The organism is Streptococcus timonensis, from assembly GCF_900095845.1.
In the GTDB taxonomy this organism is placed as follows: Bacteria; Bacillota; Bacilli; order Lactobacillales; family Streptococcaceae; genus Streptococcus; species Streptococcus timonensis.
Window position 1 is genome coordinate 715,821 of sequence record NZ_FMIX01000004.1, and the last position, 16,915, is coordinate 732,735.

General features: G+C 34.9%; 23 protein-coding genes and 2 pseudogenes. 23 read left to right on the forward strand and 2 right to left on the reverse strand.

The window, feature by feature from the left end:
• The first annotated feature begins 64 nt into the window (after window positions 1-64).
• The 5 genes from BQ2679_RS07070 (at window position 65) to BQ2679_RS07090 (ending at window position 4,366) form a co-directional block, all read left to right on the forward strand.
• Window positions 65-1,039: a DUF1002 domain-containing protein gene (locus BQ2679_RS07070; RefSeq protein WP_075567522.1), complete on the forward strand. Its 975-nt coding sequence runs from the start codon at window positions 65-67 to the stop codon at window positions 1,037-1,039.
• Between the two features lie 74 nt (window positions 1,040-1,113).
• Window positions 1,114-2,469, forward strand: coding sequence for a 23S rRNA (uracil(1939)-C(5))-methyltransferase RlmD (gene rlmD / locus BQ2679_RS07075; RefSeq protein ID WP_075567523.1), 1,356 nt, complete (start codon window positions 1,114-1,116; stop codon window positions 2,467-2,469).
• Window positions 2,470-2,662: 193 nt separating this feature from the next.
• Entirely contained in the window at window positions 2,663-2,851 is a 189-nt protein-coding gene (locus tag BQ2679_RS07080) for a hypothetical protein (RefSeq protein ID WP_000179769.1), read from the forward strand.
• A gap of 62 nt (window positions 2,852-2,913) precedes the next feature.
• Entirely contained in the window at window positions 2,914-3,678 is a 765-nt protein-coding gene (locus BQ2679_RS07085) for an ATP-grasp domain-containing protein (protein WP_075567524.1), read from the forward strand.
• Between the two features lie 211 nt (window positions 3,679-3,889).
• Entirely contained in the window at window positions 3,890-4,366 is a 477-nt protein-coding gene (locus BQ2679_RS07090; protein ID WP_075567525.1) for a GNAT family N-acetyltransferase, read from the forward strand.
• Window positions 4,367-4,413: 47 nt separating this feature from the next.
• Here BQ2679_RS07090 and BQ2679_RS07095 read toward each other — a convergent pair.
• A pseudogene (locus BQ2679_RS07095) lies at window positions 4,414-4,797 on the reverse strand (Rgg family transcriptional regulator); the annotation flags it as partial.
• Between BQ2679_RS07095 and BQ2679_RS07100 the strand changes: the two are divergent.
• The 18 genes and pseudogenes from BQ2679_RS07100 (at window position 4,734) to BQ2679_RS07180 (ending at window position 15,829) form a co-directional block, all read left to right on the forward strand.
• Complete coding sequence (locus BQ2679_RS07100; RefSeq protein WP_049494983.1) at window positions 4,734-5,123, forward strand: VOC family protein; 390 nt, start codon at window positions 4,734-4,736, stop codon at window positions 5,121-5,123. The pseudogene BQ2679_RS07095 and the gene BQ2679_RS07100 sit on opposite strands and share 64 nt — an antisense overlap.
• A 64-nt stretch (window positions 5,124-5,187) precedes the next feature.
• Window positions 5,188-5,502 (forward strand): TfoX/Sxy family protein, encoded by a 315-nt coding sequence (locus tag BQ2679_RS07105; RefSeq protein WP_006153684.1) that lies wholly within the window; start codon window positions 5,188-5,190, stop codon window positions 5,500-5,502.
• Window positions 5,503-5,987: 485 nt separating this feature from the next.
• On the forward strand, window positions 5,988-6,731 hold the full coding sequence (locus BQ2679_RS07115; RefSeq protein ID WP_075567526.1) for a CPBP family intramembrane glutamic endopeptidase: 744 nt from the start codon (window positions 5,988-5,990) through the stop codon (window positions 6,729-6,731).
• A 153-nt stretch (window positions 6,732-6,884) separates the two neighbouring features.
• Window positions 6,885-7,691, forward strand: coding sequence for an alpha/beta hydrolase (locus BQ2679_RS07120; protein WP_075567527.1), 807 nt, complete (start codon window positions 6,885-6,887; stop codon window positions 7,689-7,691).
• Between the two features lie 11 nt (window positions 7,692-7,702).
• On the forward strand, window positions 7,703-8,551 hold the full coding sequence (locus tag BQ2679_RS07125; RefSeq protein ID WP_075567528.1) for an ADP-ribosylglycohydrolase family protein: 849 nt from the start codon (window positions 7,703-7,705) through the stop codon (window positions 8,549-8,551).
• Between the two features lie 66 nt (window positions 8,552-8,617).
• On the forward strand, window positions 8,618-9,403 hold the full coding sequence (locus BQ2679_RS07130) for a hypothetical protein (RefSeq protein ID WP_075567529.1): 786 nt from the start codon (window positions 8,618-8,620) through the stop codon (window positions 9,401-9,403).
• 22 nt (window positions 9,404-9,425) lie between these two features.
• On the forward strand, window positions 9,426-9,587 hold the full coding sequence (locus BQ2679_RS10885; protein ID WP_167350219.1) for a hypothetical protein: 162 nt from the start codon (window positions 9,426-9,428) through the stop codon (window positions 9,585-9,587).
• 20 nt (window positions 9,588-9,607) lie between these two features.
• Window positions 9,608-10,099 carry a phosphoribosylanthranilate isomerase gene (locus BQ2679_RS07135; protein ID WP_075567530.1) on the forward strand — a complete coding sequence of 164 codons (492 nt, stop codon included), beginning with the start codon at window positions 9,608-9,610 and terminating at the stop codon, window positions 10,097-10,099.
• A gap of 42 nt (window positions 10,100-10,141) precedes the next feature.
• Window positions 10,142-10,219: pseudogene (locus tag BQ2679_RS11260) on the forward strand (CPBP family intramembrane glutamic endopeptidase); the annotation flags it as partial.
• 16 nt (window positions 10,220-10,235) lie between these two features.
• Window positions 10,236-10,646, forward strand: a complete 411-nt coding sequence (locus tag BQ2679_RS07140) for a DUF7668 domain-containing protein (RefSeq protein WP_075567531.1) — start codon at window positions 10,236-10,238, stop codon at window positions 10,644-10,646.
• Between the two features lie 111 nt (window positions 10,647-10,757).
• Window positions 10,758-11,312: a hypothetical protein gene (locus BQ2679_RS07145; protein ID WP_075567532.1), complete on the forward strand. Its 555-nt coding sequence runs from the start codon at window positions 10,758-10,760 to the stop codon at window positions 11,310-11,312.
• Window positions 11,313-11,334: 22 nt separating this feature from the next.
• Window positions 11,335-11,634 carry a hypothetical protein gene (locus tag BQ2679_RS07150; protein WP_075567533.1) on the forward strand — a complete coding sequence of 100 codons (300 nt, stop codon included), beginning with the start codon at window positions 11,335-11,337 and terminating at the stop codon, window positions 11,632-11,634.
• A gap of 35 nt (window positions 11,635-11,669) precedes the next feature.
• On the forward strand, window positions 11,670-12,419 hold the full coding sequence (locus BQ2679_RS07155; RefSeq protein WP_075567534.1) for a hypothetical protein: 750 nt from the start codon (window positions 11,670-11,672) through the stop codon (window positions 12,417-12,419).
• 242 nt (window positions 12,420-12,661) lie between these two features.
• Window positions 12,662-13,543, forward strand: a complete 882-nt coding sequence (locus BQ2679_RS07160; RefSeq protein WP_075567535.1) for a diacylglycerol/lipid kinase family protein — start codon at window positions 12,662-12,664, stop codon at window positions 13,541-13,543.
• A gap of 54 nt (window positions 13,544-13,597) precedes the next feature.
• On the forward strand, window positions 13,598-14,476 hold the full coding sequence (locus BQ2679_RS07165) for a DUF4300 family protein (RefSeq protein ID WP_075567536.1): 879 nt from the start codon (window positions 13,598-13,600) through the stop codon (window positions 14,474-14,476).
• A gap of 14 nt (window positions 14,477-14,490) precedes the next feature.
• Complete coding sequence (locus tag BQ2679_RS07170) at window positions 14,491-14,673, forward strand: hypothetical protein (RefSeq protein ID WP_075567537.1); 183 nt, start codon at window positions 14,491-14,493, stop codon at window positions 14,671-14,673.
• Between the two features lie 4 nt (window positions 14,674-14,677).
• The gene (locus tag BQ2679_RS07175; protein ID WP_075567538.1) at window positions 14,678-14,989 is read left to right on the forward strand and encodes a hypothetical protein; all 312 of its coding nucleotides are present in this window, start codon (window positions 14,678-14,680) and stop codon (window positions 14,987-14,989) included.
• 33 nt (window positions 14,990-15,022) lie between these two features.
• A complete protein-coding gene (locus BQ2679_RS07180; protein WP_075567539.1) occupies window positions 15,023-15,829 on the forward strand; it encodes a hypothetical protein in 807 nt (268 codons plus the stop codon).
• 32 nt (window positions 15,830-15,861) lie between these two features.
• Here BQ2679_RS07180 and BQ2679_RS07185 read toward each other — a convergent pair whose 3' ends face one another.
• Entirely contained in the window at window positions 15,862-16,881 is a 1,020-nt protein-coding gene (locus BQ2679_RS07185; RefSeq protein ID WP_075567540.1) for a hypothetical protein, read from the reverse strand.
• Between the last annotated feature and the right edge of the window lie 34 nt (window positions 16,882-16,915).

Here is a 16,915-nt window from a genome sequence, read left to right on the forward strand (position 1 = left end):
GTGCTTTTATAAGTTTTCTTTAAGAATAGTTTAATATGCTAGAGAAGAAAAGGAGGAACGTCTCATGCGAAAGAAATTCTTTCTGACGAGCGCTGCTGTTCTTTTGGCGGTTGCAAAACTGCAAAGCGTTCAAGCAGCAACTAATGTTCAAAAAGTCATTGATGAAACCTATGTTCAACCTGAGTATGTCTTAGGTTCTTCATTAACGGAAGATCAAAAAAATCAAACACTTAAAAAACTTGGCTACGATGCCTCTAAAGATACAAAACAGTTGAAAACTATGACACCGGATGTCTACTCAAAGATTATGAATGTAGCAAATGATTCAAGTCTTCAACTTTATTCATCAGCAAAAATTCAAAAATTAGGAGAAAAATCACCACTTGAGGTCAAGATTGAGACACCTGAAAATATCACTAAAGTGACGCAAGATATGTACCGTAATGCGGCTGTTACCTTGGGTGTGGAGCACGCGCGTATCATCGTTGCGGCACCAATTCCAGTTACTGGTGAAAGTGCCTTAGCAGGTATTTACTATTCCCTTGAGTCTAATGGTGTTCAGTTACCTCAGGAGAATAAAAACTTGGCTCAGGAGGAGTTAAAAGCCTTGTCAGACATCAATGATGAAAACAAGGACAAATCTGGCTATGATGCCAATAAACTCAACGTAGCCCTTGCTGATATCAAGGCTGCTATTGCTAAAGCTAAAGAGTCTAAAGGTGAGCTCACAGAGGATGATGTTCGTAAGATTGTCGAAGACACATTAAAAAATTATAAACTAGATCAGGTTATAACAGGAAATCAGATCAATGTCATCATTAACTTTGCCTTCAATCTTTCAAAGAGTGATATTTTAAATAACGAAGACTTTACTAAGACGCTAAAAGATCTGAAACAAAGTATCGTTGCACAAGCAGGTGATAGTTTCAGCAATATCGATCTAAACTTTGATGCCAATAAAGCTATTCAAGACGGTGGAAACATCCTTAGCTCAATTTGGCAAGCTATCCTTGATTTCTTCAAGAGTTTTGGTGCTTAGGTCATTTCATGGTATAATAGATGGTAACAGGATTGTTGCCGTCTTTTTTTGTCGGTTTATAGAAAGTGAAAATTATGTTAAAGAAAAATGATATTGTAGAAGTTGAGATTGTCGATTTAACTCATGAAGGAGCAGGTGTTGCCAAGGTAGATGGCTTGGTCTTTTTTGTAGAGAATGCTCTTCCGACTGAAAAAATCCTTATGCGAGTCCTTAAAGTCAACAAAAAGATTGGCTTTGGTAAGGTCGAGGAATACCTTACGCAATCTCCACATCGTAATCAAGACTTAGATTTGGCTTACCTGCGTTCAGGCATTGCCGACTTGGGACATCTAGCTTATCCAGAGCAGCTCAAGTTTAAAACCAAGCAAGTAAAAGATAGCCTCTATAAGATTGCTGGAATCACGGATATAGAGGTTCCAGATACTCTTGGCATGAAAAATCCTGTCAAGTATCGTAACAAGGCTCAGGTTCCTGTTCGTCGTGTCAATGGTGTTCTTGAGACTGGTTTCTTCCGTAAGAATTCTCATGACCTTATGCCACTTGAAGATTTTTATATCCAAGATCCAGTGATTGACCAAGTTATTGTGGCTTTACGAGATTTACTTCGTCGTTATGACTTAAAACCCTATGATGAGGAGGAACAGTCTGGCTTGATTCGTAACCTTGTTGTTCGTCGTGGACATCATTCCGGACAAATCATGGTTATTTTGGTGACCACTCGTCCTAAAATTTTCCGAGTTGAACAGTTGATTGAACAAGTCATCAAGCAATTCCCAGAGATTGTGGCTGTTATGCAAAATATCAATGACCAGAATACCAATGCCATTTTTGGAAAAGAATGGCGAGTTCTCTATGGTCAAGATTACATTACGGACCAAATGTTGGAGAATAACTTCCAAATCTCTGGACCAGCCTTTTATCAGGTCAATACAGAAATGGCAGAGAAACTTTATCAGACAGCTATTGATTTTGCGGAGTTAAAAGAAGATGATGTGGTGATCGATGCCTATTCAGGAATCGGGACCATTGGCTTATCACTCGCTAAACATGTAAAGGAAGTCTACGGTGTGGAAGTTATCCCAGAAGCGGTAGAAAATAGCCAGAAAAACGCAGAATTGAACGGTATCGCCAATGCCCACTATGTCTGTGACACAGCTGAAAATGCCATGAAGAATTGGCTCAAGGAAGGTATCCAACCAACTGCCATCCTGGTCGACCCACCACGCAAGGGATTGACCGAAAGCTTTATCAAAGCAAGCGCTCAAACAGGAGCTGACCGCATTGCTTATATCTCCTGTAATGTCGCAACCATGGCGCGTGATATCAAACTCTATCAAGAGTTGGGCTACGAGTTGAAGAAAGTCCAGCCGGTTGACTTGTTTCCTCAAACGCACCATGTCGAGTGTGTAGCTTTGCTGGTAAAAGCCTAGAAACCTTGTAACGAAAGAGATAATCGAAAGCCTTGATTGTAAGGCTTTTTATAGTTAAGTCTTTATTACTAAATACTGAATACAAAATATTAAAAAGGTATAAAAGTATCCTAATTTAAATATTTATATTTTAAAAAGAAAATAATTGATACAAGTGTAACACCTGTGATAGAATTGACTTGAGGTGAAGAAAATGGCAACTGATAAAAATAGAATAATGATTAGCTTGGATGATAAAAATCTAGAGAAACTTGAAAATTTAGTAGAAGATGCTAGAGATAGAAGAGGAATGCGACTAACAAAGTCCCAAGTTATAGAATTGCTCCTAAATACTGTTGATTATTTCGATGATATTATGGGAGCTATTTACTCAAAAAAATAACAGCAAAAATGCTATTATTTTTTTACCAACAGGTGCAACACTAGTGATATAGGAGTGATAAAATGGTTGTTTATATTAGACAAAGCAAACTACCAAGTGAAGTTTCAATTAATAAGTACAATGCTCAAGTAGGTGCATACTTACAAGGAGAAGAAGTTATTTTATATCAATCTTTTTCTGAAATAGAACAGTTAACAAGTGAAGATATAGTTGTAGATTATATAATGGAGACTAGAGCATTACTAAAAATGATGGGGTTAAACGTTCCGGTTTATGACTATCCTATTGAGCTCAAAGAGTTTTATGGTCGAAAGATTTATGAAGGCGTTTTGGGAGAGATTGTAAATATACCTGATAATTGGGGAAAATTTATTAAGCCCAAAGCTGGTTCAAAAGTCTTTACTGGAAGAGTTGTTAACGGAACCCGTGATTTGATAGGTATTGGTTTACCTTTTGACTATCCTATATGGATTAGTGAGGTTGTAGAATTCATAGCAGAATGGCGTTGTTTTGTGTTAGATGGTCGCGTATTAGATGTTCGACCCTATACAGGTGACTATAATGCACAATTTGATCCTAGTGTAATTGATGAAGCCATATCATGTTGGAAAGATGCGCCAATAGCTTATGGACTAGATATCGGTGTTACTAGTGATGGCAGGACACTTGTTGTTGAAGTAAATGATGGTTATGCATTGGGAAATTATGGCCTTTCTCCTTTAAATTCGATCAATTTTCATAAAGCTAGATGGAAAGAAATGGTAAAACCTTATTTTGAAAAAAACGATGTTTTTAATATGCCTGAAAATGAAAATATAAGTCTCTAAAGGAACGGAAGAAAATCTGTGTTTAACTGCAACTAGTAAGTTGCAGTTTTTTATTTTGAATAATGATATAATAGGATAAGAAAATAATGAAAACGCTATATATTTGAAAGTTGAATAGGAAAGTAGAAAGTATGAAAACAATTGATATGATTATTAAATCATCAACTGATTTAGTTATGTATCTTACATAAAGAGAAAGGAATTAATTATCATGAAATTATCTTTGTATAGTGAAGTTGAACATTACCATTCTTTAAGTTCTTATTCTTTAAATGATATTACACATACTGATACCCCAAAAAATATTATTGAAAAGTCTAAAAAAGATAAGGATAGATACCCAATAGTAATACTTAATAAAGACCATAAAGTAATTGGTTTTTTTTGCCTACACCTAAACACTGGTCCTAAAGAGTACGGCTATTATCAAAATGATTATGCGCTTATTAGAGGATTTTCTATTGATGATAATTTCAGAAATCAAGGATATGGTTCTAATGCTCTGAATGGAATATTTGAATTCATAGATTCAACTTTGAAATTAGAAATTAACCATATTATATTGGCTGTAAATGAAAAAAATATATTGGCTCAAAAAGCATATAGAAATTCAGGTTTTTTTGTTGTGAAAAAAGATTTAGAAGGAAAAAGGGGGAAATTAATTATTATGGAGAAAAGCAAAAACTAGTATCATTACTAGTTTCTGCTTTTCACTAAGTCTTTAAAGTTAGTATTCTATCTTGTTTCCACATTTTGAGAGAAATAATCTATATACTGAGATTTCATATTTTGCTCTTCTAAAATATCAAAGACTTGGATAGCCTGTTTCATTTTTTCAACACCAGTATCTAAATTCTTTTTAAATTCAAAGTAGCCCTTAGCATAAAGGAAAACAGTTTGTTCATAGTAATTTAATTCGTTATCTAATAGTTTTGTAATCTCTGCAATAAGAAATGTGCAATTATGAAATTTTTCTTTATCAATACTTAATATCAAACAATTAATGGCAAGTTGAGTAACTAATCTTTTATTTGTTTTGTTTAGGTGTGAAAGATATGGAAAGGTCAATAAAGTTTTATAGAGATGGTTTAGGATATAAGACTGATTGCAGAGAAAATAATCCGTCAGTATGCTTTTTTGATACTCCGGGAACAAAGTTTGAACTATTTCCTTTGGAACAATTAGCAAAAGATATTGATGAAAATAATCCACCAAAAGGGAATGGATTTTCAGGAATTACATTAGCCTACAATGTTGAACATAAAGAAGATGTAGAGACTGTAATTGCATTAGTAAGAAAAGCAGGTGGAAAAATTGTAAAAGAGCCACAGGAAGTTTTTTGGGGTGGATATCACGCATATTTTTCGGATTTAGATGGATACTATTGGGAAGTTTCATGGGGACCGAATTTTCAATTTGATGAAAATGGATTGCTGAAATTTTGAGGATAAATAGGGAAAGAGTTTGCCATAAAGTAAGGAATATTTGATTTTGAAGGAGGTAATCATAGTGAATGAATTTAATGAATTTGTTCGTGAGATTTTTTCTGCAGCAGGTGATATTGTCATAAGATCGATGATGGGCGGCTACCTTATATATTTTAACGGTAAGCTGATAGGTGACATTTGCGATAATGAACTATTTTTAAAGAGAACGCCGACATCGGACAAACTTCTTGCAGACTCAGAATTGCGTTATCCGTATGAGGGTTCAAAGACATTGATGTATGCATTCGACAGATTTGAGGATATGGATTTGATTACTGAGCTACTGAAAGGTATGTATGCGGAACTGCCAGAAAAGAAACCCAAGAAAGCTAAATGAGACAAACAAGCTTCAGTTTGTTGAATTTAGCAAGGTACAAGTTTTTATGAGATGAAGCCTATAAAATTTGTACGGAAACTGTAGGGTAAGAAAAGAAAAAATATTTTCATTCTAAAGTTTAAGTTTAAACATTAACTCTATCCCTTTCGTTCTATAATATAGAAGTTTACTAGCACCACATGTTGAGGCAGTATCACTGCTTGTACGAGCTGATACTTTAGCGAAGTAGAAGTAGATCTTCGGCACATGCGATAGGACTCGTAGAAAGAGGAGGGGCACCGACGAAATGATACGGTAAGTCCGAACCGCCGAGTGTGTATCTTTGCCGTAAAAGCCTAGAAAGCTTGGTATGAATCAATAATGAAAAGCCTTGATTGTAAGGCTTTTTTGTGTTTTTGTGATAGAATATAGGTAGTTATAATCGACAGCAACTAAGAAGCAGTAAAAAATATTATTCATAAAATAATCAAGATAAGGGAAATAAAATGACAGAAATTGATAAAAGGAATTTAAAAAATTATCTTTATTGTACATTTGGTATTGCTTATATAGCTTGGGGGATTCTTGCCATCTTTACTCAATCTCATATTTTGGGATTAGAAACATTTATAGGGAGAATGTTACATATAGTAGGTGCTCTTGGTCCAGCTATTGCAAGTGGCTTTTATTTGAAAAGAAATAATATAAAATTTAAACATTTTGTATTTACTAAAAGAAAAAGTAGTAGTATTTATTTCATTATTCATTTTTTAGCAATTTTGATATTATTTTCTGTATCTTCCTTAGAACTAAACGGAGTATTAATTTATCTGATGTCACTATTCTTTATTCAATTAATATTTTTTGGTGGTGGACATGAAGAATTAGGATGGAGAGGAATATTACAACCATTACTTGATAAAAAATATACATATTGGCAATCTAATTTAATTGTAGGATCAATTTGGGGGATTTGGCATCTGCCTTTATGGTTTATAGTTGGAGAAAGTCATCAAGGATTTCCTTTTATCTTATTTTTTATATATACATTATTTTTAAGTTTTGTTTTAGGGCTTCTTTACCGTCAAACGAAATCTGTGGGATACTGCATATTATTTCATGCTTTCGCAAATTTGTTAAATCTCTATTTTGTGTTAAAAATTAATGTTATTTTTATTATCATTTTTATTGCTTATTTAATTTATACAATATTGGCGAGTAATAGAATTAGTAAGGAAACAACATTTTAAAATTTAGATCAGGATATCCATTATTGTAAGTAACGATCTGCTAATTAGATGATCAATGTTAAAGAGTTTTCTATTTGATGTGGTATCACTGCTTGTACGAGCTGATTGAACAAGTATTTATCTAGTGAAAGTTCTACAGTAAGGAGTTTAAATATGAAATTCCATGAATTTGGTGATAAGAATTTGCCTTCTATCTTGCTGATACATGGCGGTGGTAGTTCTTGGTGGAATTATCTTCGTCAAGCACGGATCTTGTCGGAGAAGTATCGTGTCATTCTACCCACCTTGAATGGCCACGGCGAAGAATATCAACTTGATTATGTTTCTACTGAAGATTCTGCTTTCGAGATTCTAGACTATATCAGAGCAAACTGTGATGGGAAATTGTTTGCAATCGGTGGTGTTTCACTTGGTGGTCAAATTGCTATGGAGCTTTTGTCAATAGAAAGAGATATAGCTGAGAAAGCCATCATTGATGGAAGCCTCTGTATTCCACAACCAAGATTAGCCAAAATTAGCATTTTTCTGATACGTCTATTTGGCAAACTGATGTTTAGTAAATTCTCTTGTAAACTTCAGTTAAGCATGATGAACAAACTCTATCCTAAACTCGCTTATCCAGAGGAAATAAAAGATTATTATTTGGAGGATCTGCCAAGGACGTCTATCAAAACATTGGTGACCATTTACAAAACCTATATGGGGCATTACAAGCTAAAGGATACGATTTCTGCTAATAAGGCGCAGGTTCTTTATATTTATGGTGAAAAAGAATTGAACTGTGTGAAAGCATCAGCGAAATTATTTCAACAACTGCATCCAAATACGATTTTGTATGAAGCTAAGGGCTATATCCACGGCTATTTATCAGCTTACCTGCCTCAAGAGTGGATTAATTTGGTAGTGCCATTTTTAAAGAGCGATTCATTGGAAATGTGTAATGAATCTGACATATCATAAGGAGGAATCTGATGCTAGGAGCAATAGTTGGAGATATTGTTGGTTCTGTTTATGAATGGGACAACATTAAAACGAAAGACTTTCCATTATTTCGTGATGATTGTTTTTTCACAGATGATACGGTTATGACCTGTGCCGTTGCAGAAGCAATTATGAATGGTGGTCAAAAGGATGACTTTATTGATGCCATGAAAAAATATGGTAGGATGTATCCCGATGCAGGTTACGGTGCAAGATTTGGGAATTGGGTTGATGGCGACGATCGAGAACCTTATAATAGCTTTGGCAATGGCTCAGCAATGCGTGTTTCTCCATGTGCCTGGGCCATGGATTGTAGTTTCTGTGCACGAACTGGAACCTGGCCGTCCAGAAGAGCTCTTGCACGACTTTCTGCAGAGGTGACTCATAACCATGCAGAAGGGGTCAAAGGAGCTATGGCGACGTCTGATGCTATCTTTATGTGTCGTTATTACTTTGGAGGTTACAGTGGCGACTATGGAAAACCGATCAACGACAATCCTACGGAGTGTAAGAGACTTATCAAGGAACACATAGAACAAGAGTATGGATATGACCTTTCTAAAACGTTAGATGAGATTCGTCCTACGTATCGATTCAATGAAACGTGTCAGGATACCGTTCCTCAGGCCATCGTTGCCTTTCTAGAAAGTACAGATTTTGAAGATGCGATTCGAAATGCGATTTCTCTTGGTGGGGACAGCGACACTCTTGCTGCAATCACGGGAAGTATCGCCGAGGCGGCTTATGGGATTCCTGAGTGGATCAAAGACAAGGCCTATAGCTATCTCGATGAGCCTTTGAAAGAGGTGCTCAGACGATGGGAAAAGGAAGTTGGCTGAATTTATAGAAAAAAGGCTATTGCTCGATAATAGTTAAATTTCTCAGATCAGATGGAGGTGAACCGAGTGATTCAACTTAACCGTTTTAAAAAAGTGAATGAAAATTGTTTAATTAACAATCATAAACAATCCTATAAGAGTTTTGAAAATATAGATACTAATGTAGGCACTTTAATCGGCAGCTATCAATCTCAGAAAAATAACTTAACTTGGTTTGCTTGTCGAAAAAGTAGCCATGAAATTCGGATTGAAGTGAGAGACGAACAGAATTTTCAAAGTTACTATTTAGATTTGGAAGATAACTTTCTTGATTCTGAAGTAACTTTTAAGGGCTTCTCTGATAATAGAATCATCGTTTCATTGACAGCGGGACAGGATGGTTCACAGGACTTTTGCCTTGAATTTTTGAATCATGAGCTAAATGTGAGACATAAATTTCCACGAAATTTGGCATATGTTTTTTCGACTGACGAGGAGAGTTCGTTGTTGGTAAATTTTTACTCGACTGAATTTTATATAATATCAAATCATGATTTCCAAATAAAATTTAGTCAAAGATTTCCTGTATTTGAACAGGACGAGGTATCAAACGTATGGAAGATTAACAATTCTTATGGTGTATTCTCTACAACGGAAGAAAGATGGTTTGTGTTTCATTTAAAGACATTGGAACTCGTTGATGAAATGAAACTAGAAAAATGCCATGGAGAATACTCTGGGGTAGACACACTGTTTCAGACAAGCAATCAATTGATATTTAGATGCTATCAATACAATGAAGGAACAAAAGAAGTTGAATACATGAGTGTGGAAAAGAAAGATTTAGAGAGTATGATTGAACAATCACGCTAAGGAAAGTTTAGGAGGGTTATCGATGTATTTATTGGAATTGTATCAAAATCCTTCTTATGAAGATCTAGTTGCATTTGGGTCCTTAAAAGAAGGAAAAGAGTTTGTATCCAAAATAACTGGATATACTCTAGAAAATGAAGATGATTTTGTTCAAGGGAATAAAGTAGAAATAACGAACATTTAGATGAAAGGTTTAGAGTAAACATGAGTCTCTTATTTGAAGAATTTAAAACTATTTGTTTCCATTTAAATCGAGTCGGAATTACACCGACACTGATGGGTTCTTTGGGATTGGAGTTTAGAACGAAAGAAAATTGGGGGCCGTCTGACATTGACATTCATGTACCTGGTGACCCTAGAGGTTGGGAAGCACCTGACCATCTCAGAATTTATGACTGGGAAAAGATAATGAAAGTGATGAAAGACTTAGGCTACGTCTTAATAGATATTCATGAGCATGAATTCCAAAAGGATAGAGAGAGTGTTGAATTTGGAAGTATCGATTCCTTATTCGATTTTGCAGGAGTTTCGGAATCGGATATAGAGCTTATTCACATTGAAGGCATCACTTTTCGTCTTCCAAGTCTGGAGCAGTATCTAAGTATTTACAAAGCTTCTTCTCAAGACTCCTATCGAAATGAACAAAATAACAATAAGGATTTTAAAAAGATCGAGTGGCTGGAAAAACATTTGTAAATTATCATATGAAAAGTAGTAAGTTGTAAGACTGGCTGCTATGTTATTTTTATTGGTTATTTGATTTATACGATATTGGCTAGTAATAGAATTAGTAAGGAAAAGGATTTTAAATTTTAGAAAAGGAAGTATTTTCATGGGAATATTCGATGATTTTGAATACAAAGAGAACTACCAAAAGGAAGAAAAAGTAATTGAAGTACTTAAAAAGATTTTAAGAGCAATTCGTCTAAATAATTATAGTGAGATTATAGATTGTGTTGATGGTTCAGAAGTTGATGATGTAAGAGAGTTGCTTGAATATATTGACGATTCATTACAATTAAATGATTTTGATAAAATTGATGAATATGGTGTAGAATGTAATTTCCATCCGAACTATGAGTATTCTCAACTACAAGTTTATGAATTTAATGATCAAACTGGCTTTGCTGTTGAATATCAGATGACGTCAGATTCTGAATTAGTAGATTTAACCCTACAATTAGAATTTTTATACCAAGAGGATGGTTACAAAATAACTTCTATAGATGTAGATCCTGGATAAACTTTAGTTAAATATCTTCGTTATGTAATATATGTGTATACTAAGGATAGATAATTAGGTTGTAAGTTGCTTAAATCTCGGTTAGTTTTTCAAATATTGGAAGGATTAATGATGTATCTATTAGAATTGTACCAAAACAATTATTCAAAGGATTTAGTCTTATTTGAGTCTTTAGAAGAAGGACGAGAATTTGTAGCTCAAATCCCTGGATATACTTTAGAAAAAGAAGATGGGTTTGTAGTTGAGTATTTTAATCCAAAAAATCTACCGGATTATATTGAGATTGTCTTCAATGGAAATATTGTCCCTTTATCTAGATTCTCGTTTGAACCTGAAAAAAATGTGGACATTATTTGGAAAGAAATTTCGAATTTATCCCTTAAAAACGATAAAGTAATCGAAGGTGCTACAAAAGTAGATGCTTATGTCGTGAATAACGATGAAGTGAAAGCCTATGTCGAAGCCAGAGAAGCAAACTTCCGTAAGGCAAAAGCATTCATAGAAAGCCGTGGCTATGAAGTCGACAGAAGCTTTTTTGGAAGTGAAGATGGCGAAGCAATTCTATACAGAAAACGCGAAACCGAAGAATGGCACTTCTTATGTCACCTAGATCCTTCTTTTATAGAGATTGAAGATGTAGAGGAATATGTGAAAGAGGCGCTTTAAGAGGCCTTTTAAGGAGAACGAGATGGTTGAATGTAAAGTAAGTATCATAGAAGTGTTTGATCTTGATCAGTTTCCAGGTTGGTGCAAGGTGATTCTGACAGATGCGAACGGAGTAGATCATGCTTTCGATGACAAACTTTCAGTGTTTGGATTGGAAGAGGTGGAAGTTAGAAAACTTCCTTTAGAAAAATGTATCACTGTTGAAGTAGTCCGTGATTTAGGGAATTCCGTTGAAATTGATACGTCAGTACCGCATGGGCTTGAAGCAGAGGACGGAAACAGTCGCTTTGTGGTCAGGAAAGACTTGATAAAATTCTTTTAGGACCTACCAATTTTATAGAAAATTATGGGGAATATATGAATTATTTAGAATTACGAAAAAAATATGTCCTTTATAGATATGTTGCGATTGTTTTGGCTGTCATTTGTATTCTTATTACAGCTTGGGCGGTAAGAGATATCACTATTCAAATTATTTGTATTTTACTTGTAAATGTTGTCTTGTTTCTTACCATGCTTTTTATTAAAAAAAGCTATATAAGAGCTGGCAATAAACTCTTGCATTCGGATCTAGATTTAATATCTTGGAGACAATATATTGAACATCATAAAAAGTCTAATAGACCAATCATGCAGATGGATGCTTCCTTAACGTCTGTATCATACTCATACATGACTGGGGATTTTGATGCTGCGATTAAAGAAGCGACGGAAGCATTGGCTATTATGAATCTGAAACCAAAATATAGAGATTTCTTAGTAAGCTACCTCATTCGATCTACCATTCTTGCTCGACCTGATTTGAATAGAGAAGAGCTTGATGATATGCTAAATGTTTTAACTATCTCTGATCCTATTCTAGCTGACAAAATTACAAATACTTGTTATGCTCTCCATGATTTGACAATTGCTCATAAAAGTAATGATTATTTTGAAGATTTGAAGAATGACTTTACGTATCAAAAGCTTGAAATTTGTTACTATCAAGCTTTAAATGCTAAAATAAAAGGACAAGTAAATAAATTCAAAGAATTATTTAGCAAGCTAGCCCAAGAGGAACAAGAGTTGTATATTGTCAAAAAGGCTAAAGAGTTTTTGTATAGTTAAACTTATGAATTCTTCACAAAAAACCAACCGAAAGGAAATGTCGGTTGGTTTTTTAATGCTCATCTTGTAAACTTGCTAAATAAACTAGAATCAAGTACAATGAGTTTAGATAGTTCTATATGTATAGTTTTTAACTCAATATAAAACTATCTATCTAATACGACATCAAATAAGTGAATGAGAAACAAAAAGGTTTTTTAATTGATCTATATTGTTCTTAAAATCCTTAAGGAGAACTATAAATGAAAAAAATTTTGTTAATTATTAATCCAACCTCTGGTGGCGAAAAAGCTTTGGATTATAAGGTAAAACTGGAGAATAAAGCTAGAGACTATTTTGAAGAAGTGGAAATTAAAATTACGGAGAAAGCGCAAGACGCCACAAACTTTGCAGAAGAAGCTTCTCAGGAGCGATATGATGCTGTTCTTGTTTTTGGTGGAGATGGGACTGTCAATGAAGTAATCTCTGGTATCGCGGAAAAAGACTACATTCCTAAACTTGCGATTATCCCAGGAGGAACTGGGAATCTCATTACGAAACTATTAGAAATCAATCAAGATATTGATGGTGCCATTGACGAGCTTGATTTTAATTCTACGAATAAGATTGATATCGGAAAATCAAATGGGCACTATTTCGGATACATTTTTAGTATTGGTTCACTGCCAGAAGCTATCCACAACGTTGGGATAGAAGATAAAACGAAGTTTGGCATGCTTGCCTATGCGATTAATACCATGAAGTCTGTCGTAACAGATCAAGCATTTAATATTACTGTTGAGACAGAAAATGTAAATTATATTGGCCCAGCTAGCCACGTCTTGGTTCTCCTTACCAATTATTTCGCTGACAAAAAAATCTTTGAAGAAGACAAGGATGGTTATGCCAATATTTTGATTTTAAAAGATGCATCTATTCTTACTAAATTGTCAGTTATCCCTGATTTATTAAAGGGGGATGTCGTCGTAAATGATAATATCGAGTATATAAAGGCTCGTCATATAAAAATATCTTCTGATTCTGAATTAGAAACGGATGTTGATGGTGACAAATCTGATGACCTACCAGTAGAAATCAAGGTGCTAGGTCAGCATATCGAAGTCTATTCTCAACCGAAAAAATAAGATTTTTAAACTTTGACAAGTCTTTTAGCAATATTTTTTAATAAAGGAATGCCTATGAAATTTAAAAGATTAGCGACTATTGGTCTTTGCTCAACACTTCTTTTGACCTTAGTAGCTTGTAGTCAAACTCAAAAGACTTCTGATAGTACTGCTGAAAATTCAGTGACTCAATCACAGTCGAATCAAGTTTCCTGGAAAGCAACTTATAGCAATTTGAACAATCAACCGAGTGCAGAAGAAGTTCGGAAAGCCTTGGCTGCACATTTAAATAAAGATAGTGTCGATGCATTTTTCAACCTTGTAAATGATTATAACGCAACTGTCGGTTCAGTTGGCTTAACTGGAGATTTTTCTACATTTACCAAAACAGACTATGATATTGAAAAGATAAGCAATCTTTGGACACCTAAAAAGGGTGATTTTGTTGGTACCAACTGTCGTATTAACAGTTATTGTTTATTGAAAAATTCTATTGAAATTCCTAAGTTAGAGAAAGATGATTCCCTCTTGTTTGTCGATAATGATGCCATTGATAAAGGAAAAGTCTTTGGTGCGGAAGACAAGGATGCTTTTGATATTTTATTTTCAAGAGTCAAGACCGAAGCAACGACAGATGTCAAAGTTCATGCTGCAAAGATGGAAAAATTCCTTTCTCAATTCAAGTTCAATGAAAATGCAAGAATGCTCTCTGTAGTAGTCCATGATGACTTGGATGGTCAATCGCTCTTTATTGGTCATGTCGGAATACTTGTGCCAAGCGAGGATGGTTATCTCTTTGTCGAAAAGTTAACCTTTGAAGAGCCTTATCAAGCCATCAAATTTGCGACCAAGGAAGATTGTTACAAATATCTAGATAAAAAATACGAAAACTATACAGGTGAAGGTCTAGCTAAACCATTTATTATGGATAATGATAAGTGGGTTCAATTCTAAAGGATGGCATTAAAATGGAAGTAGTACTAGCATTCATAATAATTGTTTTAATCGGAGTATGGGCTGTTTGGGTTGTCAAAGGAAACCAGCAGAGACCAATAAATAATGAAAGATTTATTGGTTATATCAATCGATACGATGAAGATGGAGAACCTTACCAAGCGGAGATTTGGGAGGTCAGTGAAGACGAGGAGTAGACATATGGAGTTACATGATTTTACAGAACAAGAACAAGAAATGATTAAAAAGGGACTGACTTTTTCTAAACTAAGTGATAAAGAAACTGCTGACAAGATTATCGCTCTAATCCCTCAAGAATACATTAAGCGTATCCCGTTTTTTGTTAGAAAACACGCCATTACACGTACTGTTAAGAGAATTTCTCTTGAGTATCCAGAATTGTACGCTGTTGCTGAACAAGAAGGTCAACTTCCTGAGAAGGAAGCTCAAGAATTACGCCAAATTCTTACAAATATTTTCAAAGAGAAAATGAATAAGCATAAGATTAAATAAGCTTTGAGATTTAATAAGATATAGGAGTTGAGTATGGCTATTGATGGCGTTAAAATCATTGACAGTGATCAAGGTTATGATATTTACAATGAAGTAGTCGGTCGCTATAGAGACGGTGAACAGGTGGCGAACATTATAAAGGATATCCTCGATGAGGAGAAAGATTACTGTCAAACAGACTTTTTTACAGAAATTTATTGGACTGCTCTTGCCTATTCATTGTGGAAGATTGGTTATCTGACAGGCGACATCAGAGATAAAACCTTAGAGCTTATCAAAAAAGGTCCCGATCCATTTTGGTTGAAAATAGACTCAAAGGCTTTGAAGCAAAGGCAAAAGGTTTTTGAAAAACTTGCAGTTCAGTTGCAAACTGAAAATCCTAGACCTCTAAAGGTCCCTAAAGCAAAAGCTAAACGCAAACCTTACTTTGAAGAAGGAGATATCCTTGCTGTTAAGTTTGAAGATGAGTATGGTCTTGTCTTTGTATCTATGGTTGAGCAGAGTCCTAGAAAGCTTGAGTACCATCTAGCTTGCACGCGCCTCTTACAAACAAAAAAGCCCACCATCGATGATTTTTTGACCAGTCAAATCTCCTGTAAGATGGACAATACGAAGTTTGCTTTGGATACAGATTGCTGGTTCAATCACAAAGATTTAGGGCAATTATTAGAAAATATTGAAAAAATTGGACAGGTGAAACTCAGCCCATTTAGTCTTTGGATGCTGGCACCTGCCCATAATTTAGAAGATATTTATGAAGAAATCACTAGAGATAAAGGCTCTTCTGGCCTACGGTTCATCGAAACCTATAAACTTGTCGATGATATTTTTTCAGTCTAATGTATATCTGATAAGAGGAAAATAAGGGTGAATCATTCCCACATGCTATGCTGGGCTCTGACTCCATAGCTATCAATCGAACCATTTGAATTAAACTTGGATTCAATACGGTACCTTTTCCAGAGGTCGTAATCTGCTGTTTGAATGATAAGGATAAAGTTGTTATCTTTATCAGAGACGTTATAATCAGCTGGATTGACTTCAAAGATATTGATTAGTTTTCGTGTTTGAAAATCTTGGAGCTTAAGATTTGCTAGCTTGACATGATTGATGGAAATTTTTTCTAGTTGTTTGCTATCCTTAGGTGTTCTGTAATAGGTGATGATGCAGTTTTTAAGTTGATCAGTATCTTTACCTGTGGGAGTAAGGCTCATAAAGCCAAAGGACTGATTATCCCGCTTGACTTCGAGAAGCTGGTCGTAGTAGAAGTGGTCGTTTTTGGGATTGGTGATGGAGCTCTCTGCGCCTTTATCTCCAAAGGTAAAGCCGTGGTCTAAAAGCTTGGAAGCCTTGGTCTCCCCGATAATGATAGTGGTATCTTGAATGGTTACTGGAACAGGTTGAGCCGGAATGCCACTCATCATCATGCAAAACATAAACACATAGCTCGTTAAAAAAGCTGTCCCGACAAAAGCGTTGGTTGATGCATAGGCATGACTGTTTTGAAAGTTTTTGCTTATAGCCAGTACAACAAATTTACCAATACTTTTTAAAACCATACTAACAAGTACGATAAAAAATTGTTTTTTCAAACATTCATAAATGGCTCGAGGAAAGCTATTACCATGATAGTAGAAGCCAGCCAATAGGAGTAGATTTACGATTAAATAGATTAGCAAGAACCAATGAATCTCTTTAAGGGCATTAGCATCAGTGATTTCTTCATAGTCAACGTGAATTCTTCCTTGAACAGCATGGCCAAGTTTATAAATCCATTTTGGGATATCTTTCCCTTGTCTGACCGCAATTACAAGTCTAATATAGAGATAGATAGTAAAGGACAAGGATAGATAGAAAAGAGCATAAAAACCCAAAACAATACTAGTGAACATTACTATTTCCCCCTATTTAACATTCAATAAAACA